General features: G+C 62.9%; 18 protein-coding genes. 8 read left to right on the top strand and 10 right to left on the bottom strand.

The features are described 5' to 3' along the window. Window positions 1-17 precede the first annotated feature (17 nt). The 5 genes from denD to ABID58_RS19615 form a co-directional block, all read right to left on the bottom strand. Window positions 18-1004, bottom strand: coding sequence for a D-erythronate dehydrogenase (gene denD / locus ABID58_RS19635; RefSeq protein WP_354033994.1), 987 nt, complete (start codon window positions 1002-1004; stop codon window positions 18-20). Window positions 1005-1093: 89 nt separating this feature from the next. Continuing rightward, window positions 1094-1969 carry a carbohydrate ABC transporter permease gene (locus ABID58_RS19630; RefSeq protein WP_148749427.1) on the bottom strand — a complete coding sequence of 292 codons (876 nt, stop codon included), beginning with the start codon at window positions 1967-1969 and terminating at the stop codon, window positions 1094-1096. A gap of 2 nt (window positions 1970-1971) precedes the next feature. Beyond that, complete coding sequence (locus tag ABID58_RS19625; protein WP_148749426.1) at window positions 1972-2919, bottom strand: carbohydrate ABC transporter permease; 948 nt, start codon at window positions 2917-2919, stop codon at window positions 1972-1974. 68 nt (window positions 2920-2987) lie between these two features. Beyond that, complete coding sequence (locus ABID58_RS19620; protein ID WP_148749425.1) at window positions 2988-4301, bottom strand: ABC transporter substrate-binding protein; 1314 nt, start codon at window positions 4299-4301, stop codon at window positions 2988-2990. Between the two features lie 56 nt (window positions 4302-4357). Further along, complete coding sequence (locus tag ABID58_RS19615; protein WP_148749424.1) at window positions 4358-5419, bottom strand: ABC transporter ATP-binding protein; 1062 nt, start codon at window positions 5417-5419, stop codon at window positions 4358-4360. Between the two features lie 205 nt (window positions 5420-5624). On the opposite strand from ABID58_RS19615, the gene gntR reads away from it, so the two are divergent. From gntR to ABID58_RS19575, 8 genes are all read left to right on the top strand, one after another. Further along, the gene (gene gntR, locus ABID58_RS19610) at window positions 5625-6722 is read left to right on the top strand and encodes an HTH-type transcriptional regulator GntR (RefSeq protein WP_354033993.1); all 1098 of its coding nucleotides are present in this window, start codon (window positions 5625-5627) and stop codon (window positions 6720-6722) included. Between the two features lie 127 nt (window positions 6723-6849). Further along, window positions 6850-8679 carry an IlvD/Edd family dehydratase gene (locus tag ABID58_RS19605; RefSeq protein WP_148749423.1) on the top strand — a complete coding sequence of 610 codons (1830 nt, stop codon included), beginning with the start codon at window positions 6850-6852 and terminating at the stop codon, window positions 8677-8679. A gap of 165 nt (window positions 8680-8844) precedes the next feature. Then, window positions 8845-9576, top strand: a complete 732-nt coding sequence (locus tag ABID58_RS19600; RefSeq protein WP_354033992.1) for an SDR family oxidoreductase — start codon at window positions 8845-8847, stop codon at window positions 9574-9576. A gap of 21 nt (window positions 9577-9597) precedes the next feature. Beyond that, on the top strand, window positions 9598-10344 hold the full coding sequence (locus ABID58_RS19595; RefSeq protein WP_354033990.1) for an SDR family NAD(P)-dependent oxidoreductase: 747 nt from the start codon (window positions 9598-9600) through the stop codon (window positions 10342-10344). Window positions 10345-10371: 27 nt separating this feature from the next. Then, on the top strand, window positions 10372-11529 hold the full coding sequence (locus ABID58_RS19590) for a serine hydrolase domain-containing protein (protein WP_354033989.1): 1158 nt from the start codon (window positions 10372-10374) through the stop codon (window positions 11527-11529). A gap of 3 nt (window positions 11530-11532) precedes the next feature. Continuing rightward, window positions 11533-11925, top strand: coding sequence for a GFA family protein (locus tag ABID58_RS19585; RefSeq protein ID WP_354033987.1), 393 nt, complete (start codon window positions 11533-11535; stop codon window positions 11923-11925). Window positions 11926-12106: 181 nt separating this feature from the next. Beyond that, the gene (locus tag ABID58_RS19580; RefSeq protein WP_148749418.1) at window positions 12107-12787 is read left to right on the top strand and encodes a site-2 protease family protein; all 681 of its coding nucleotides are present in this window, start codon (window positions 12107-12109) and stop codon (window positions 12785-12787) included. Window positions 12788-12890: 103 nt separating this feature from the next. Further along, entirely contained in the window at window positions 12891-13313 is a 423-nt protein-coding gene (locus ABID58_RS19575; protein WP_354034092.1) for a hypothetical protein, read from the top strand. 99 nt (window positions 13314-13412) lie between these two features. On the opposite strand, the gene ABID58_RS19570 is transcribed toward ABID58_RS19575, so the two are convergent. The 5 genes from ABID58_RS19570 to ABID58_RS19550 are packed head-to-tail and all read right to left on the bottom strand — an operon-like array spanning window position 13413 to window position 18913. Then, complete coding sequence (locus tag ABID58_RS19570; protein ID WP_354033985.1) at window positions 13413-14204, bottom strand: TonB family protein; 792 nt, start codon at window positions 14202-14204, stop codon at window positions 13413-13415. Between the two features lie 10 nt (window positions 14205-14214). Further along, a complete protein-coding gene (exbD, locus tag ABID58_RS19565) occupies window positions 14215-14676 on the bottom strand; it encodes a TonB system transport protein ExbD (protein ID WP_354033984.1) in 462 nt (153 codons plus the stop codon). Window positions 14677-14679: 3 nt separating this feature from the next. Further along, complete coding sequence (gene exbB / locus ABID58_RS19560; protein ID WP_354033982.1) at window positions 14680-15693, bottom strand: tonB-system energizer ExbB; 1014 nt, start codon at window positions 15691-15693, stop codon at window positions 14680-14682. Then, window positions 15690-16379 (bottom strand): Fe2+-dependent dioxygenase, encoded by a 690-nt coding sequence (locus ABID58_RS19555; RefSeq protein ID WP_148749414.1) that lies wholly within the window; start codon window positions 16377-16379, stop codon window positions 15690-15692. The genes exbB and ABID58_RS19555 overlap by 4 nt, the downstream gene beginning before the upstream one ends. Before the next feature lie 20 nt (window positions 16380-16399). After that, complete coding sequence (locus ABID58_RS19550; protein WP_354033981.1) at window positions 16400-18913, bottom strand: TonB-dependent receptor; 2514 nt, start codon at window positions 18911-18913, stop codon at window positions 16400-16402. Window positions 18914-19207 lie beyond the last annotated feature (294 nt).

The raw sequence follows: 19207 nt of genomic DNA, 5'->3' as shown, positions 1-19207 counted from the left end.
CTGTTCATCTCCAACGATCAGGCAACGAAATTGCCGCCGAGCTCGTCGTCGATGTGAATGCGGATGATATCGTCGAAGCTCTTCTCTTCGGTGGTGAAGCCGAGCTCGCGCGCCCGATTCGCCTCGAAATTGCGCGGCCAGCCGCCGACAATGCCTGCGATGAACGGATCGAGCTCATGCTTGATGCGCGCCGCGACCTTGTCGCCGGCAACCCGCCTGAGCGCGGCGATCTGCTCACCGACCGTGGCCGAGAAGCCCGGCATGGTCAGGTTGCGCCGCGGACCGACCTTGGCGAGGTCCATGGTGCCGGCGTGAAGCAGGAAGCCGACCGCCGAGCGCGGCGTGGCGTGCCAGTGGCGGACGTCCTCGGACACCGGGAGGACCGCTTCCTTGCCGGCGAGCGGCTCGCGCAGAATGTTGGAGAAGAAGCCCGAAGCCGCTTTGTTGGGTAGGCCGGGACGGATGCAGATGGTCGGCAGGCGAATGCCGATGCCGTCGAGGAAGCCACGGCGCGAATAATCCGCAAGCAGCAGCTCGCCGATCGCTTTCTGGGTGCCGTAGCTGAGCAGCGGCGTGTGGAAGAACTCGTCGCCGATCGCATCCGGAAACGGCGCACCGAACACCGCGATCGAGGACGTGAACACCACACGCGGCTTGTAGCCGCCACCGACGAGGCGGACGGCATCCAGCAGCATCCGCGTGCCGTCGAGATTGATGCGGTAGCCCTTGTCGAAATCGAGCTCGGCCTCGCCAGAGACGATCGCAGCGAGATGGAAGATCACGTCGGGGCGGCCGGCGATCAGCTTTTCGGCAGCACCCGGGACGGCGAAGTCGCCCGAGACGGTCTCGACGGGGAAACCGGCCTTCTCCGGCTTCTTGGGCTCGACCACGTCGTGCATGGTCAGCTTGGTGATGTCGCTCTTGCCGAGCCGGCCGTCGCGCAACAGCCGTTCACACAATTTGCGGCCGACCATGCCGGCAGCGCCCAGAACCAGAATGTGCAAGAGCCTACTCCTTCTTATTGGCCGGAACGCGCCGCTCCTGAAAGTCCCTTTTGAGACGTTCTTGGCGCGTTCTCAGGCGGGCCCCGCGATCATTCCTTCACGGCGCCGGTCATCGCCGACACATAGTACTCTACGAAGAAGGAATAAAGGATAACTACGGGGACCGAGCCGGTCAGGGCCGCCGCCATCAGGGCACCCCAATGGTAGACGTCGCCATTGACGAGCTCGGTGATGGCCCCGACGGGAATCGTCTTGTTTTCCGACGAGGAGATGAAGGTCAGCGCGTAGATGAACTCGTTCCAGGACAGTGTGAAGGCGAAGATGCCCGCCGAGATCACCCCCGGCAGCGACAGCGGCAGCGTGATCTTGGTCAGGATCTGGAGCCGCGTCGCCCCGTCGATCAGCGCGCATTCCTCAAGCTCGTAGGGAATGGTGCGGAAATAGCCCATCAGGAGCCAGGTGCAGAACGGGATCAGGAAGGTCGGATAGGTCAGGATCAGCGCCAGATTGCCGTCGAACAAGCCGAGCTGGAACACGATCGCGGCCAGCGGAATGAACAGGATCGAGGGCGGGACGAGATAGCCGAGGAAGATCGCCAGGCCGACATAGCGCGAGCCCTTGTAGCGCAGACGCTCGATCGCATAGGCCGCGCAGACGCTGGCGAACAGCGAGATGAAGGTCGAGGACACCGAGACGATGATGGTGTTCCACATCCACAGCGGATAGTCGGTCTCGAAGAACAGTTTTGTGATGTGCTCGAACGTCGGATGCAAAATCCAGAACGGATTGTACTTCTCGTAGTCGTACATCTCCGCATCCGGCTTGAAGGTCGCGACCGTCATCCAGTAGAACGGGAACAGCAGGAAGACCATGATCAGGCCGAGCGGAAGGTAGACGCGGAGAAACTTCCGCGGAAAACTTTCCAGGTAGTCCATTCCGACGCTTTGGTCGTCCGCTGTGCTCATGGTCAGTCCCTTCCGCCCTGCTGCCAGCGGGAGCGCTGAAGCCCGAAGAAGCTCAACAGGATCGCCGCGACCAGGAACGGGATCATTGCGTTCGAGATCGCCGCGCCCTCGCCGAGATTACCGCCGGTGATGGCGCGCTGGAACGACAGCGTCGCCATCAGGTGCGTGGCGTTGATCGGCCCGCCGCGGGTGATGGTGTAGATCAGCTGGAAGTCGGTGAAGGTCATCAACACAGAGAACGTCATCACGACCGCGATGATCGGCGAGAGCATCGGCAGCGTGATGTGTCGGAAGCGCTGCAGATTGGTGGCGCCGTCGAGATTGGCGGCCTCATAGAGCGAGGGCGAGATGGTCTGCAATCCCGCGAGCAGCGTGATCGCCACGAAGGGCACGCCGCGCCAGATATTGGCCACGACCACCGACCAGCGCGCATTCCAGGGATCGCCGAGGAAGTCGATGTAGTGCGTGATCAGGCCGGCCTTGATCAGCACCCAGGAAATAATCGAGAACTGGCTGTCATAGATCCACCAGAACGCGATCGCCGAGAGCACCGTCGGCACCACGAAGGGCAACAGCACGATCGCCCGGATCATCGACTTGAACGGCAGCCGCTCGTTGAGCAGCAGCGCCAGGTAAAGCCCGATCGCGAATTTCACGACGCTGGCGGCCACCGTGTAGAAAATCGTGTTGAACACCGACAGCCAGAACACGGAGTCCTTTGCCAGCGAGACGAAGTTTGCGAAGCCGATGTAACGGCCGACGCCCCCGATCTTGGTATCCGTCATGCCGAGCCACAACCCCAGCAACAGAGGATAAGCCAGAAACAGAATGAGGATGGCGATTGCCGGCACCATGAACATCGCGCCGAGAAAGTTTCGGCTTTCGAATGCTCTGGACCACAGGCTGCTGCGCTTGACCTGCGCGGCGACGGGCTCGGCCATAACTGCCATGTCGGACTCCCCTCACGGAAACGACGACGGCGGCGCCCAGCGAACTGGACGCCGCCGGCTGTGGCTGATCAGACCTGGTAGTAGCGCTTGGCACGCTCGGCGGCGCGGGCGGCAGCTTCCTTCGGCGTGGCCTGTCCGGAGGCGGCTTCCGCGAACATGTCGACCACGACGAAGTCGCCCATCACGGCGGCCGAGGCGTAGCCGAGATCGCCGGCATAGCCGTTGTCGCGGCAACGCTTCAGGCAGTCGCGATACGGCGTGATCTTGGGATCGGAGGTCCAGACCGGGTTGTCGTTATAGGCCGGGAGCGGCGGCGAGACGTAGCCGTTGGAGGCGACCTCCCACGCGTCGTAGTTCTCCTTGTCCATCATGAACTTGATGAATTCCTTGACCGCCTTCGGATACTTCGAGTGCTTGTAGCCGTAGTAGACCAGGACGTTCTGCTGCTCGGTCGACACGCCCACGGGCCCGATCGGCATCGGCGCGTGATTCATGTCCTTGGCGATCTCCTGCTGCTTGGGATCGGTGGAGTTCTTGCCGACGGTCCAGATCGAGATGCCGTTCAGGGTGAGACTGAGCTCGCCGTTCAGGAACGCCTTGTTGTTGTTCGAGTCGTTCCACGACAGCACGCCCGGAATGAACGTCGCATAGAGCTGCTTGACGTATTCGATAGCAGCGATCGTCTCCGGCGAGTCGATCACGACCTCGTTCTTGTCGTTGACGACCTTGCCGCCGAACGCCCACAGCGCCCACTGGCACCAGCCGTTGGCGTCGCCCGTGGCATGGCCGAGCGCGAAGCCGGCCGGCGTGTTGTTCTTCTTCAGGGCCTGGCACAGCTTGAGGAAGCCGTCAGTGTCCTTGGGAAATTCGTCGAAGCCCGCGGCCTTCACGTGGCTGATGCGGTAGTTCAGGCAGCCGCCGGTCGCGCCTTGCGGAATGGCGATCCAGCTGTTGCCCTTCTTGCCGTAGCGCTCGGCAACGGGATACCAGCCGCCATACTGCTTGCCGAGATAATCGGCAATGTCAGTCATGTCGATCAGCTTCTCGGGGAATTTGAAGGGATCGTCGAGCGTACCGACGATGAGATCGGGGCCCGCGCCGACATTGGCGGCAACCGCGGCCTTCGGCCGGATGTCTTCCCAGCTCTCGGCCTCGAGCTTCACCTTGACGCCGGTCTTCTCGGAGAACTTCTTGGTCTGCTCGGCGAACTTGTCGAACTCGGCCTGGATGAACTGCTTCCAGCGCAACACGCGAATGGAGGCATTCGGCTCCGGCGTGTTGGTCCACTCCGCAGCACGGACCGGGACGATCCCTGGGCCAGCGAGCAAAGCTGCGCCGCCCAGGCTGGCTTTAAGCACACTACGCCTGTCGAAATGGCTCATCGTTCTCTCCCTGAATTTTATATTTGTATTTGGTCGTCTTACGTCACGAAACGCCGCTACATGCGCTTGCCCGTCGCCTCGTCGAACAGATGCACCAGGGCCGGATCGGGCTTCAGCTTGACCTTGTCGCCCGGGTTGAACTGGTGACGCTCGCGGAAAACTGCGACGACCTGCTCGCCACCGACCTTCGCAAACACCTGCGTCTCCGAGCCGGTCGGCTCGACCACGACGATCTCGGCGTCGGCACCGTCATCGGCGATGGTGAAATGCTCGGGACGGACGCCATAGACCACAGGCTTGCCATCCGAGCCGGCCGGGGCGTTCCTGAGCGGCAACTTGACGCCGTTCGGCCCCTCGAAGGTCGCCACGCCATTGACGCGGACATGCCCCTTCAGGAAGTTCATCGCGGGCGAGCCGATGAAGCCGGCGACGAACTGGTTTTCCGGCTTGTCATAGAGCTCGAGCGGCGTGCCCATCTGCTCGACGATACCGTCATGCATCACGACGATCTTGTCGGCCATGGTCATGGCCTCGATCTGGTCGTGGGTGACGTAGACGGTCGTGGTCTTGAGCCGCTGGTGCAGCTCCTTGATCTCGGTGCGCATGGCGACGCGCAGCTTGGCGTCGAGGTTCGACAAGGGCTCGTCGAACAAGAAGACCTGGGGATCGCGCACGATGGCGCGGCCCATGGCGACGCGCTGGCGCTGGCCGCCGGAGAGCTGGCGCGGGTAGCGCTCGAGCAATGGCGTCAGCGCGAGGATTTCGGCGGCGCGCTTGACGCGCTTGTTGATCTCGTCGGAGCCGGCATTGCGCAGCTTCAGCGAGAAGCCCATGTTTTCGCCAACCGTCATGTGCGGATAAAGCGCGTAGTTCTGGAACACCATCGCAATGTCCCGCTCCTTGGGCTGGACATTGTTGACGACGCGGTCGCCGATCGAGATGGTGCCGGAGGTGATGTTCTCGAGGCCTGCGAGCATGCGCAGAAGCGTCGACTTGCCGCAGCCGGAGGGGCCAACCAGGACGACGAACTGGCCGTCCTCGATCGGAATCGAGACGCCGTGCAGGACTTCAAAATTGCCGAACGATTTCCGCACGTCGCGGATTTGCACAGACGACATCTAGCTCCCTCCTCCGACTTAGACGACGCAACTGTGGCGCCGCCACCGTCTTGTTTTTTCTGAACTTCGCCGACCCGAAGCCCTTCTTAACAGGCGACATTGTCAGCAGTTTGTGCGGCTTTGGCAATTTGTCTTTGGTTAGTCGTTGCTGGTAGCGCTGTCAACGATCCTTTGTTTGCGGGAGTGGCTGTGTTAAGAGCAACAAATGGGTCGAAAGCGCACCAAGTCTGGCAAGATTCGGCTGGCAGAAGTCGCCGAGCTCGCCGGCGTCAGCCCGATTACCGCCTCCCGTTTCTTCCGCAATCCCGAGGCGCTCTCGGTCGCCAAGCGGACGCGGGTCGAAAGCGCGGCCCAGGAGCTCGGCTATGTTCCCAACCTGGCGGCACGCGCGCTGGCCTCGCAGCGCACCGAGGTGATCGGTGTCTTGATTCCGTCACTGACCAACAACGTGTTCTCCGACGTGCTGCGCGGCATCTATGACGCTTTCGAAGGCAGCCCCTACTCGATCCAATTGTCCAACACACGCTACTCCATTCTCCAGGAGGAGAAGCTGTTGCGCCTGTTTCTGGCGCAGAAGCCGGCGGGACTGATCGTCACAGGCATCGACCAGACCACGGAATCGCGCGCGATGCTGGAGGCGGCCGACTGCCCGATCGTGCAGATCATGGAGATCGGGCCCAACCCGGTCGACATGATGATCGGCTTTTCCCATTATGATGCAGCGCGCGCGGCGATTGCTCATTTGTTCGCGCAGGGCCACCGCAAGGTCGGCTTCGTCGGCGCACGCATGGACCCGCGGGTGCAGCGCCGGCTCGACGGCTATGTCGCGGCCATGAAGGACGCCGGCCTGTTCGACCAAAGACTGATCGTGACGACGGCGACGCCGACCTCGGTGACGCTCGGCGGCGCGCTGTTCGCCGATCTGCTCGCGCGCGAGTCCGGCATCGACTCGGTGTTCTGCGCCAATGACGACCTCGCGCTCGGCGTGCTCTTCGAATGCCGGCGCCGGGAGATCGCGGTCCCCGAGCAGATCGCGATCGTCGGCTTCAACGACCTCGAATTCATGGCCTCCTCGGTGCCGACGCTGACGAGTGTGCGGACCAACCGTTACGAAATGGGCAGCGCCGCTGCCGCGATGCTGATCGAGGCGATCGAAGGCAAGCGTCCCCAAGAGCCCGTGCTCGATCTCGGCTTTACCGTGATCGAGCGGCAGAGCTCGCAGACGCAGCGGCCAGCAGCCGGCCCGCGCGCGCCGGAATGGGCGCCAGTCGTACAAAATGATAGCGTTACCAACGACCCATGAGTAGTATCGCATTTGTGAGGAAACGTTCGCCAGCAGGCGGGCCGTCGTTACATGCTCGCGCTGCCGGGCATCGCATCGATCGACATCCCGGACGTCGGTCCGCGCGTTTGCATTGAAGGAGAAACCAATGACAAAAAAGCCAACCAATGGGCATGCGCCCGCCGGTAACGGCACCCGCCGCCACCTTCGCTCGCAGGAATGGTTCAACAACCCGCATAATCCGGGGATGACGGCGCTCTACATGGAGCGCTATCTGAACTACGGCCTCACCCGCTCAGAGCTGCAGTCCGGCAAGCCGATCATCGGCATCGCCCAGACCGGCAACGACCTCTCCCCCTGCAACCGGCATCATATTGAGCTGGCCCACCGTGTCCGCGAAGGCATCCGCGAGGCCGGCGGCATTGCGATGGAATTCCCGACCCACCCGATCCAGGAGACCGGCAAGCGCCCGACCGCGGCGCTCGACCGCAACCTCGCCTATCTCGGCCTGGTCGAGATCCTCTACGGCTATCCGCTCGACGGCGTGGTGCTGACCACCGGCTGCGACAAGACCACCCCGGCCTGCATGATGGCGGCGGCGACCGTGAACCTGCCCGCGATCGTGCTGTCGGGCGGCCCGATGCTCAACGGCTGGCATGCCGGCGAGCGCACCGGCTCCGGCACCATCGTCTGGAAGTCGCGCGAGCGGCTTGCCGCCGGCGAGATCGATTATGAAGAGTTCATGGAGATCGTGGCGTCCTCGGCGCCCTCGGTCGGCCATTGCAACACCATGGGCACGGCCTCGACCATGAACGGGCTCGCCGAAGCGCTCGGCTTCTCTCTGCCGGGCTGCGCGGCCATCCCCGCCCCCTACCGCGAGCGCGGCCAGATCGCCTACGAGACCGGCAAGCGCGCCGTCGAGATGGTCTGGGAAGACCTCAAGCCGTCGGACATCCTGACCCGCAAGGCGTTCGAGAACTGCATTGTCATCAACTCGGCGATCGGCGGCTCGACCAACGCGCCGATCCACATCAATGCGCTGGCCCGCCACATCGGCGTGGAGCTGTCGATCGACGACTGGCAGAAATTCGGCCACGACGTGCCGCTGCTGGTCAACATGCAACCGGCCGGCTTCTATCTCGGCGAGGAATTCCACCGCGCCGGCGGCGTGCCGGCCGTGGTGCGCGAATTGATGAAGCACAAGCGCATCCATGAGGACGCGGTCACGGTGAACGGCCGCGGCATCGGCGAGAACTGCAAGGATGCGCCCAAGCCCGATAACGACGTGATCCGGGCCTATGACAAGCCGCTGGTGAAGGATGCGGGCTTCCTGGTGCTGAGGGGCAATCTGTTCGATTCCGCGATCATGAAGACCTCTGTGATCTCCAAGGAATTCCGCGACCGCTACTTGAGCAGCCCCGGGGATCTCAACGCCTTCGAGGGCCGCGCCATCGTGTTCGAGGGCCCGGAGGATTATCACGCGCGGATCGACGATGCCTCGCTCGACATCGACGAACGCTGCGTGCTGTTCATCCGCGGCACCGGCCCGATCGGCTATCCCGGCGGCGCCGAGGTCGTAAACATGCAGCCGCCGGCCGCCCTGATCAAGCGCGGCATCCACTCCCTGCCCTGCATCGGCGACGGCCGCCAGTCGGGTACCTCGGGCTCACCGTCGATCCTGAACGCCTCACCGGAAGCGGCCGCCAACGGCGGGCTCGCGATCCTCAAGACCGGCGACAAGGTCCGCATCGACCTCAACAAGGGCAGCGCCAATATCCTGATCTCGGACGACGAGCTGAAGAAGCGCCACGCCGAGCTCAAGGCCAATGGCGGCTTCAAGCATCCGGCGAACCAGACGCCGTGGCAGGAGCTCTATCGCAACACGGTTGGCCAGCACGCCACCGGCGCCTGCGTGGAGATCGCCACGCGCTACCAGAACGTCGCCGGCACCTTTGGCGTGGCGCGGGATAATCACTAGCAGCCACACCGTCATTGCGAGCGAAGCGAAGCAATCCAGAGATATCTCCGCGGAGACAGTGCTGGATTGCTTCGTCGCACCAGCGCAAAATTGCTTTGCAATTTTGTCGCGGGCTCCTCGCAATGAGGTGGCGTTGGCATTCGAATGAACACAAGGGAGAACAAAATGGCAGACCGCCTCAAAGGTAAGCGCGCCGTCATCACGGCTGCAGCCGCGGGCATCGGGCGCGCATGCGCCCTCGCATTCGCGCGTGAAGGCGCAACCGTCATCGCCACCGACATCAACGAAGCCGGCATCGCGGGCCTGACCAAGGAAGGCATCGCCGAGACCGCAAAGCTCGACGTCCGCAACACCGCCGATGTCAACGCCTTCGCCAAGCGTATCGGCAAGATCGATATCCTGCTCAATGCCGCCGGCTTCGTGCATCACGGCACCATTCTGGAGTGCTCGGAGGAGGATTTCGATTTCTCGTTCGACCTCAACGTCAAGTCGATGCACCGGACCATCAAGGCATTCCTGCCCGGGATGCTCGCGGGCGGTGGCGGCAGCATCGTCAACATCTCGTCCTGCGCGGCATTGCGACCGCCGGCGAACCGCTACGTCTACAGCTCGTCGAAAGCAGCGGTGTCGCTGCTGACCCGCGCTGTCGCGCTCGACTTCATCACCAAGGGCATCCGCTGCAACGCGATCTGCCCCGGCACTGTCGAAACGCCGTCGATGCTTGATCGCGCCGCAGCCCAAGGGCCGCAGGGCAAGGATATGTTCATCTCCCGCCAGAAGATGGGCCGGCTCGGCACCGCCGACGAGATCGCGTCCATGGCGGTCTATCTCGGCAGTGACGAAAGCGCCTTCACCACCGGCGTCGACCTCGTCGTCGACGGTGGCTACATGCTCTGATCACTCCGGGGATCACATCTCATGAACAAGATTGATCTCAACGGCCGCGTCGCTGTCGTCACCGGCGGCGCGCAGGGTTTTGGCCGCGCGATCGCCGAGCGCTTCGTAGCTTCCGGCGCCAGGGTCGCGATCTGGGATTTCGACGCCGCGCTGGCGGAGAAGACGGCGAAGGAGATCGGCGACAACGTCCGTGTCTTCAAGGTCGACGTCACCGACACCGCCGGCGTCGATCAGGCGCGCGACGCGACGCTTGCCGCCTTCGGCAAGATCGACATCCTCGTCAACAATGCCGGCATCGCCGGCGTCAACAAGCCGGTCTGGGAGACCGATCTCGAGGAATGGCGCAAGGTGCTGCGCATCAACCTCGACGGCCCCTTCATCGTCTGCAAGGCCATCGTGCCTGTGATGCTCAAGCAGAAATACGGGCGGATCGTGAACATCGCCTCGATCGCCGGTAAGGAAGGCAATCCGAACGCCTCGCACTATTCGGCGTCCAAGGCCGGACTGATCGCGCTGACGAAGTCGCTCGGCAAGGAGCTCGCCGCCCATGACATTCTCGTGAACGCGGTGACGCCGGCTGCGGCGAAGACGGCGATCTTCGACCAGATGACGCAGCAGCATATCGACTTCATGCTGGCGAAGATCCCCAAAGCGCGCTTCGTCCTGGTGGAAGAGCTCGCCGCGATGGCGGCGTGGCTTGCATCCGAAGATTGTGCCTTCTCCACCGGCGCGGTCTTTGATATTTCCGGGGGACGGGCGACCTACTGAAGCACTGGCCGTCCGAGGGGGCGGACCATGGACCTAGGACGTCGGGATTTTGTGAAGCTCGCAGCGAGCGCAGGCGCGTTGCCGCTGCTGTCATCGACGACACTCGCGCAGCTCGCACCCAACCCGCCGAGCATCCGCCCGCCCTCGCCGGCCGAACGCACGGCGATGGGCCGGCTGGCGCAGATCTTCATGGACAAGTTCGAGGTGCCGGGGCTCTCCTTCGCGATCGGCTATGCCGGTGCGATCGTCCATCAGGCCGCCTTCGGCGTTGCCGATCGCGAGCAGAATGAAGCAGCGACACCGCAGCATCTGTTTCGCATCGCAAGCGTCAGCAAGATGATCACCTCGGTCACGCTGTTCAGGCTGATCGAGGAGAATCGCGTCAAGCTCACCGACCGCGTGTTCGGCCCCGGCGCGCTGCTCGGCACCGACTACGGCGCGCCGCCCTACTCGCCCGGCATTGACCAGATCACGCTCGAGCATCTCCTGACGCATACCGGCGGCGGCTGGACCAACGACAACCGCGATCCCATGTTCACGCATCCGCACATGGACCATGCGCAGCTGATCACGTGGACGCTGGCGAACCGGCCGCTGGACCGTCCGCCGGGGCAGCACTACGCCTACTCCAATTTTGGCTATTGCGTGCTGGGCCGCGTCATCGAGAAGCTCACCGGCCAGCACTACGCCGAACACGTCCGCACCGAGGTGCTCGGGCGCTGCGGCGTCACCGACATGACGATCGCCGGCAACACCCGCGATCAGCGCCAGCCCGGCGAGGTCGCCTATTACTGCAAGGTCGAAAGTCCCTACGAGATGAATGTCCGGCGGATGGATTCCCATGGCGGCTGGATCGCGACGCCGACGGACCTCGTGCAATTCCTGATGCACGTCGACGGCTATGCCCGGCCTGCGAACATCCTGCGGCCGCGCAGCATCGAGGTCATGACCACGGCGCCGAGCTACAGTGCGGACTACGCAAAGGGCTTTTGCATTAACAAGTCAGGAAACTGGTGGCACAATGGCAGCCTGCCCGGTACCAGCACCATTGCGGTCAGAACCCATGGCGGCTTCTGCTGGGCCGCCTTCACCAATGTGAGCCGGCCGAAGACCAGGATGGATGTCGAACTCGATGAGCTCAATTGGAACATGGCCCGCCAGGTCAGCGAATGGCGGGTGGCCTGAACCATGATCCGGGAAGGTGGATGCCTGTGCGGCGCGGTGCGGTTCAAGGCGGAAGGCGAGCCGCTGAACGTGCGCATCTGCCATTGCCGCATCTGTCAAAAGGCGATGGGCTCGCCCTACTTCGCCCGCGCCCAGTTCGACCAGAAAGCGCTGACCGTCGAGGGCGACACCGGCCGCTATGCGTCGTCGGAGAATATCGACCGCGTATTCTGCAAGACATGCGGCACGCGGCTATTCTCCTGGCGCCGCAACGGTACGCTGGCGGGCGTGGCGCTCGCGACGTTTGACGACCGCAACGCCTTCACACCGACCGAGCATATCTGGGTCAGCGAGAAGATCGGCTGGGTCGCGCTCGAGGAAAGTATAATCCAATATATGGGGACGATCCCGACGTAGCCCCTCCGGCGGCAGGCTCCGCGCCAAGACAAGCCTCGGCGCCAAGGCTGCCGGGCCCGACCGATCATTTGCAGCGTGGCATTTCGGAACCGGCCACCCTATGTTGAGGTGAAGCGTTGCTGCACCGCCGGTTTGGCCAGGTCGCCTGCAAGGCGACAGGCAAAACCGGGCGAGATGCGACGTGAACATTTCCTACTATGACCTCTCGGTGTGGGTGCTGCCGCTGGTGCTCGCCATCACCTTCCATGAAGCCGCGCACGGTTTCGTCGCGCATCGTCTTGGCGACAACACGGCCTTCCAGCTCGGCCGCGTCAGCTTCAACCCGCTCCGCCACATCGACCCGTTCGGCACATTGATCCTGCCGGCGATGCTGCTGTTTGCGCATTCGCCGTTCCTGTTCGGCTACGCCAAGCCGGTCCCGGTGAATTATCGCAATCTCAAGAATCCCAGGCTCGACATGGTCTGGGTCGCCCTGGCCGGCCCCGTCACCAACATCCTGCTGGCGCTCGCAGCAGGCCTCGCTCTCCATGCGCTGCCCTGGGCTCCGGCCGGTTCGGCGCAATGGATTTTCGACAACCTCAAGAATGCGCTGCTGATCAACGCCGTGCTCGCGGTCTTCAACATGATGCCGATCCCGCCGCTCGACGGCGGACGGGTCGCGGTCGGGCTGTTGCCGCGGCCGCTCGCCCTGCCCCTGTCGCGGCTCGAGCCGTTCGGCATGATGATCCTGATTGCGCTCTTGATCCTGTTGCCGCTGGCGGGTTCCCAGTTCGGTCTAAATCTTGATGTTATTTCAGCAATACTGCGAACGTTGACCGGTTATGTGATTCAAGCTGTTCTCTTGCTGACCGGCAATGCGTAGTTGAAGCGTTAAAGATCCTGCACTTCAAGACTCTGCACTTGAGTATCCTGCACTTGAAGACAAAGCCGAAGGGCTAGAGGCCAACTTGGTCAAAGCTGCCGATATGCTGATCGCGCGACGCGCCGACACCCGTGCCCGCGCCGATTTCGCCACCTGGAAGATGATGGCCAAGCTGAATGGGTTGTCGGCTCTGCCCGAGGACGCACAGGGCTTCCTCGACGGCTACAAGAAGCTCTTGCAGCGGATGAGCGAGGGCGAAGCGGCAGAGGCCACCATCGCCGAGGTCTACAAATCCTATTATCTGGAGATGGGCGGCGCCGGGAACCCGCCCGATGTCCGCAGCCGGCCGGCTGAGCCGGTGGCGGACAATGTTACCGCCTTCCGGCGCCCGGCCCCCAAGCCGAAGAAGGCCGCCAGGTTCGGGGCGACGATGTTTGGTGGGACCGAAAAGCGCCCCCTCCCGGTGGCGCTGATCTTCGCCTGCCTGGTCGTAGTCTACGTCTCGATCAAGCTCTACTGGCGCTGACGGCTAAAGCGCGATGACGTCATCGCGCTTTAGCCTATCGTTTGAGCATGATCTTTTCGGAAAACCGCTTCGCACTTTTCCGGATCATGCTCTGGCCGTTTATTTCGGCGGCTTCTTGAAATTCACCGGCAGGCTGAAGGCGAATTGATCGTCCGTGAGGTCGGCCGGTGGGACCGGCACGGGATCCGAGCGGCGCACCATCGAGATGGCCTCGCTGTCGAAGGCCGGATCGCCTGAGGACTCGGCCACGTCGACGGAAACGACATTGCCGCGGCGGTTCAGGACCAGGCTGAGCTTGACCGTCGTCGTCTTGCTCTTGTCCTTGGGATAGCGCTTGTGAAGCTCGAAATAGGCGCTGATCCGCTTGCCCCACTCGGCCGTCAGCTTGCGAATATCCTTGCCGATGCCCTGGTGTGGGGCGGCCGCCTTCTCATCCTCGCGCGCGTCTTCGTTCAGGGCCTGCCTCGCCGATTCCTGCGCGTTCGGCATCTCCTCGACCGCCTGGGTTTCGACCTTGGCCACCTTGGTGGTGTCCTCGACCGGCTTCTTGGATTCGTTTTCGGTGACGAGGCGGTCCGGGTCTTCGGCTTCCTGAGGTATTTCCTTCGGCAGATCAGTCTCTTTCACCTCGGCCTGCTGCTGCATCTGTTGCGGCTGGAACTGCGAGGCTTCGCTGTCCGGGCCAGGCGGCAGATCCGTCTCCGGGAGCTTCGGCGAGGTCATCTCGACGGCATATTCGGCGCCGTTGGCGCCGAGGCCGTCGTCACCGTCGTCGGCACGAAGGTTGGCGAGGGCCAGCGCGGCCCCGCCGAGATGCAGGCCGATCGCGGCAATCGCGGCCAGAATCCAGAGCCGCCGCGATGGTTTCGCCTCGATCACAGGGTCGGACATCGCGCTGCCATCAGGGTTGGACCGCCCCCTGCGCCGGCCCAGCCGCCGCAGGAGGTGCTTCGAGCGCCACCAGCTTGATCCGAGAATAGCCGCCGGACCGCAGGATTTCCATGACGCCCATCAACTCGCCGTAAGGCACGGCCTTGTCGGCGCGGAGGAACACGTATTTGTCCTTGCTCATGTCGGCGATCCCGTCGAGCGAGCTGACCAAATCGGTCCGCTTGACCGTATTTTCTCCGATCGCGAGCGTCAGATCGGGCTTGATGCTGACATAGGTCGGCTTGTCCGGCTTCTTCTGTGGCGTCGCGCTCGAGGTCGGCAGGTCGATCGGCAGATCGACCGTCGACAGAGGTGCAGCGACCATGAAGATGATCAGCAGCACCAGGATGACGTCGATGAACGGCGTGACGTTGATCTCATGCGTTTCCGCGAAATCGTCGTCGTCATCGTTGTCGGTGAGCGAGACTGCCATGGCCTACTCCGCCGCGCGCGAATGCGCGCTGCCATGGCTGCGGTCGAGATCGCGCGACAACAGCCGGGCCGCAGCACCCGAGGCGCGGCTGACGAGCTCGAGATAGCTCTTCGTCACGCGCGAGAAGTGATTGTAGATGATGACGGCGGGAATCGCCGCGACAAGGCCGATGGCGGTGGCGAGCAGCGCCTCGGCGATGCCCGGCGCGACCACCGCGAGGTTGGTGGTCTGCGACTTCGAGATGCCGATGAAGCTGTTCATGATGCCCCACACGGTGCCGAACAGGCCGACGAAGGGCGATGTCGAACCGATGGTGGCGAGGAAGCCCATTCCGATGCGGATGCGCCGCTGCTCCGCGCGCACGATCTCGGCGAAGCTCGAGGCCGCGCGCTCCTTGATGCCGGTATCGCTGGACAGGCCGGCCGACATCCGCGCCTCACGCAGCGCGGCCGTCAGGAACGACGGCAGGATGCCCTCCTTGCTGCCGAGCGCCATCTGGGCTTCCGCAAGCGAGCGCACCTCCGCGACCTTCTTCAACGCCGAACGGAGCTTGGCGGACGCGACCGACAGCTCGATCGACTTCGCGATGAACACCGTCCAGGTCACGAGCGAGGCGAAGGCAAGCCCGATCATCACCGCCTTCACGATGATGTCCGCCGACATGAACATAACCCAGGGCGACAGTTCCTTCATCGCCGGCACGATGCCGGCCTTCGCAGTGCCACCCGTGTCGGATGCCGGGGCCACGGCAGCCTCGGTCGCGCTGGGCGCGGCGGCTGCAGGCCTAACCAGCGCGGGGGCGGTAGTCGACGGCGCGGGCGCCGCAATCGCACTGGGCTGCGCCGCGACGGTAGGAGCAGCCGGAGCCGGCTGAGCCGCCACAGGTGCCGGTGCCGCAACCGGCCGTGCCGGCGCCGCCGGCTGGGTTTGTGTCTGGGCAGAAACAGGAGCAGCGAGCCAGGTGGCCGCCAGCAGCACGGCTGCAGCGAGGCTTGCTTGGAAAGATGTGATCTTCATACTTCGGCCCAGATGCGAATGAGGTTGTGATAGATACCCGTCAATTTGACCGTTTCGGGATCGTCACGCCCGAGCCGAGCCACCAGTGCCTGAATGGCGGTGTCGAGGTCAAAGATCATGCTGCGGGCTTGATCTTCCCGTATCATGCTCTGAACCCAGAAGAAAGACGCAACCCGCGCCCCTCTGGTCACCGGGGTGACCAGATGCAGGCTGGTCGAGGGATAGAGCACGCAGTCCCCGGCTGGCAACTTGACTTCGTGCGAGCCGTAGGTGTCCTCGATCACAAGTTCGCCACCGTCGTAATCCTCGGGCTCGCTGAGGAACAGCGTGACCGAGAGATCCGTGCGGATGCGAAGGCCGGTCAGCCGGTCGCCGCGGATCGCGTTGTCGACATGCAGTCCGAAATGGTGGCCGCTGTCCGCCGCATAGCGGTTGAACAGCGGCGGAAAGATCTGAAGCGGGATCGCCGCGGCCAGAAATCGCGGGTTCGCCGTCAGCGCCGAGATGATACGATGGCCGAGCTTGCGCGCGACCTCGCTATCCGGCGGCAACTGCTCGTTGCGCTTGACCATGGCCGACTGCGCGCCCGCGGTGGAACGGCCGTCCTCCCATTCGTTGGCGTCCATGATGCGGCGGAAATCCGCCACGTCATCCTTGCTCAGGACACCGTCTATGCATGTCAGCATGGCACCTCGTCATCTCTCCATCAGTAGCGCGCAGAGATCACCAGGTAGGCGGCGCGGCCCGGTGCTTCCAGCACGAAGGGCGCGGCGCTCTGGTACAGTGCGTCATAGTAGCGTTTGTCGAAGATGTTGTTGACGAACAGCTTGAGCTGCCAGTTCTTGTCGATCTTGGCTTCCGCGAACGCGTCGAACCGCCAGTAGCTCGGGATCGACGTGCCCTGGTTGGCCGCGAGGAATGTGCCGCCGTAAATCTTCGAGCGGTACACCGCCTGGCCACCAAGTTCCCACGTGTCGTTCAGCTGGTACTTGCTGAGCATGCTGAATGACTGATGCGCCACGTTCGAGAGCGGCAGGCCGACGTTCGTCGCGTAGAGAATTGGGTTCGCAGGCGGAATTAGCGACTTCGTGACTTCCGATTGCATCAGCACCAGACCGCCGAAGACGCTCCATTTGTCGGTGATCTTACCGCCGACGCCGAGGTCGATACCGCGGATGCGATAGGCTGCACCTGCAGTGATGAGGGATACGATGCTTCCTCCGGCCCCTGCCACATTGCGGGATTCACGCGCGTTGTCCTTCTCGGTCTGGAACAACGCAGCGGTCAGCAACAGATGCCTGTTGAACAGCTCCCATTTGGTCCCCAACTCGATCGCCTTGTTCTTTTCGGGACCGAAGATCTGGTTCGGATTCCCGTTGAGTGACGGAGCAAGGCCACCATACTGAACGCTCGTCCCGTCGAATTCAGCACCGACTGGGTTCGATGATGTGGCATAGGCAACATAAACACTGCCGTTCGGCAGCGGCTTCAGCGTCAGACCGAGATTGAAGTTCGGCAATCCGTACTCTTGCTGCTGCTGACCGAAGGTATTGGCGACACCGCCAACGGTGCCATACCCGCTCACCTTGATGTTGTAGTCATCATAGCGGAAGCCGCCATTCAGGATGAGCAGATCGTTGTAGTTCGCACTGTCCATCACATAGACACTCTTGGTGTCGATTGTGACCTTGGTGGGCAAACCCGACAGACCTCCGGGAATTCCGAACGGAAGATTCGTGAACTGCGGATTGAAGACGCTAACGCCGGATAACGATCCGGTTCCGCTGAAGCCGCCCAGGGCTTCGGAGCTAAGACCGAGATATTTGTCGATCGACAACCTTTCATTGTCGTATTCGAAACCGGCGAGCGCGGTGTGCTTGAAGCCGGCATCGTCGTTGAACTTGTAGGTCGCCTCGGTCTGATTGGCGATCACGTTGACAGTCTGGAAGCGGCTCTGCGGATTGGCGCTGAGTGTCGAGGCCGAAAGCGGCGTGGCAAGAACCGGACCCTCCGGAAGCGTACCGATGTAATTCTGGGTTGAATAGGAATCCCGGAACTTGTTGGTGATCAGCAAATCAGGCGTGATCTGAACTTCGGCATTGAGCGAGCCAATGTCCTGCCCCGTCCGGAAGAAGTCACGGTTGGCGAAGCCGTACCAGTTGTTGCGATTGGCGCCGAAGTCGGGGAACGGTCCGCCCGCGGTGCTGGCCGTGCTCGGCCGGTAGTAGGGCACACCGAAATCCGGCAGTCCGGTCAGCTCGGTGTGGATGTAGTTGGCCTGGATCTTGACCGCATCAATCGGCTTCCAGGTCGTGGCCACAAATGCGCCGTCGCGATTGTCCTTGACGTAATCGCGTCCGGCGACGCCCGCGTCCTGAAACATGCCGCCCGCACGCACCGACCAGGTCGAATCGATCACCTGGTTGACGTCGAGCACGACACGCTTGGTCTTGTCGGTGCCAAACGTGGTGTCCATGTTGTAGAAGCTCTTCTCGGTGGTCGCCTGCTTGGTGACGATGTTGATCGCGCCACCGGCCGTGCCACGGCCCGCGAAAGTCGATCCCGGCCCGCGCAAAATCTCGACCTGCTCGGTGAAGAAATTTTCACGAACGCTGACACCGGAATCGCGCACGCCATCGATGAAGACGTCGTTGCGGGCATCGAAGCCGCGGATGAAGAAGCGGTCGCCGAAGGCGTTGCCGCCCTCGCCCGTGCCCAGGGTCACACCGGCGGTGCTGAGAATGGCCTGCTTTAGCGTCGTGGCGTTCTTGTCCTCGAGCACTTCCTTGCTCAGAACAGTGATCGACTTTGGCGTGTCGACCAACTTCTCCGGAAACTTGCCGCCTGCCTGGACATGATCGACCTTGTAGGGCGCAGCCGGGTCCGCATAGGGATTGCGATCGGGCGCCGGACCGGCCGCATCGAGAACCGGGCCCGTTGCAGCCTGCTGACGCTGTGCGGCACGGCGCAGCGCGTTGCGGGCGCGGACCTGCTCGGGCGTCGGCTTCGCGGCGGTGGAGCGCAGCCGCTCTTTCGGCGCGTCGACGTTCACGGGCGGCAGAGTTGACTGCTGAGCCTGCGCGCCGGTCGAGACGGACGCGACCGCAATCAGACTCGCAACGGTGGAAGCGGTCTTGCCGGCCGCAACATCGAAATTGCTGCCAAATGATCCCCGCGCCGCGGTCGAACGCAACGACCGCGGAGTTCTCGCCATACCCATCCTGTACCCCATTCCATTTCTGCAGTGTGTCGCATTGCGACAATGCGACACACTGGTGGTAACGAGCGGGGCAAAGAGGGTCAACGAAGTCACGGCAGCAGCAACCTTGAATCGATCCAGATCAAAACGATTCTAAACTCGAGCTTGAACTGTTCTAAATTCGAGTTTGTAAGTGTTCTAAACTGGAGCCGGTGTATGACCCTGCAATGCCGGCTCTCGCGCATCGCAATGGGTGACTGAAGCGGAGGGATAGCTGCCGTAGCAGGCACCCCGGATTTGGATCGGCGCAATCAG

It is taken from the genome of Bradyrhizobium sp. S3.2.6, assembly GCF_040546885.1.
In the GTDB taxonomy this organism is placed as follows: Bacteria; Pseudomonadota; Alphaproteobacteria; order Rhizobiales; family Xanthobacteraceae; genus Bradyrhizobium; species Bradyrhizobium cytisi.
The sequence above is the reverse complement of the archived record's forward strand: the minus strand, read 5'-3'. Positions and strand labels throughout refer to the sequence as shown.

Coding starts and splice junctions, on each gene's coding strand:
- ABID58_RS19625 (WP_148749426.1), bottom strand. CDS start 2,919: ATGGCAGTTATGGCCGAGCCCGTCGCCGCGCAGGTCAAGCGCAGCAGC.
- ABID58_RS19605 (WP_148749423.1), top strand. CDS start 6,850: ATGACAAAAAAGCCAACCAATGGGCATGCGCCCGCCGGTAACGGCACC.
- ABID58_RS19600 (WP_354033992.1), top strand. CDS start 8,845: ATGGCAGACCGCCTCAAAGGTAAGCGCGCCGTCATCACGGCTGCAGCC.
- exbB (WP_354033982.1), bottom strand. CDS start 15,693: ATGAAGATCACATCTTTCCAAGCAAGCCTCGCTGCAGCCGTGCTGCTG.
- ABID58_RS19575 (WP_354034092.1), top strand. CDS start 12,891: ATGCTGATCGCGCGACGCGCCGACACCCGTGCCCGCGCCGATTTCGCC.
- exbD (WP_354033984.1), bottom strand. CDS start 14,676: ATGGCAGTCTCGCTCACCGACAACGATGACGACGACGATTTCGCGGAA.
- ABID58_RS19620 (WP_148749425.1), bottom strand. CDS start 4,301: ATGAGCCATTTCGACAGGCGTAGTGTGCTTAAAGCCAGCCTGGGCGGC.
- ABID58_RS19595 (WP_354033990.1), top strand. CDS start 9,598: ATGAACAAGATTGATCTCAACGGCCGCGTCGCTGTCGTCACCGGCGGC.
- gntR (WP_354033993.1), top strand. CDS start 5,625: ATGGGTCGAAAGCGCACCAAGTCTGGCAAGATTCGGCTGGCAGAAGTC.
- ABID58_RS19615 (WP_148749424.1), bottom strand. CDS start 5,419: ATGTCGTCTGTGCAAATCCGCGACGTGCGGAAATCGTTCGGCAATTTT.
- ABID58_RS19585 (WP_354033987.1), top strand. CDS start 11,533: ATGATCCGGGAAGGTGGATGCCTGTGCGGCGCGGTGCGGTTCAAGGCG.
- ABID58_RS19570 (WP_354033985.1), bottom strand. CDS start 14,204: ATGTCCGACCCTGTGATCGAGGCGAAACCATCGCGGCGGCTCTGGATT.
- ABID58_RS19630 (WP_148749427.1), bottom strand. CDS start 1,969: ATGAGCACAGCGGACGACCAAAGCGTCGGAATGGACTACCTGGAAAGT.
- ABID58_RS19590 (WP_354033989.1), top strand. CDS start 10,372: ATGGACCTAGGACGTCGGGATTTTGTGAAGCTCGCAGCGAGCGCAGGC.
- ABID58_RS19555 (WP_148749414.1), bottom strand. CDS start 16,379: ATGCTGACATGCATAGACGGTGTCCTGAGCAAGGATGACGTGGCGGAT.
- ABID58_RS19550 (WP_354033981.1), bottom strand. CDS start 18,913: ATGGGTATGGCGAGAACTCCGCGGTCGTTGCGTTCGACCGCGGCGCGG.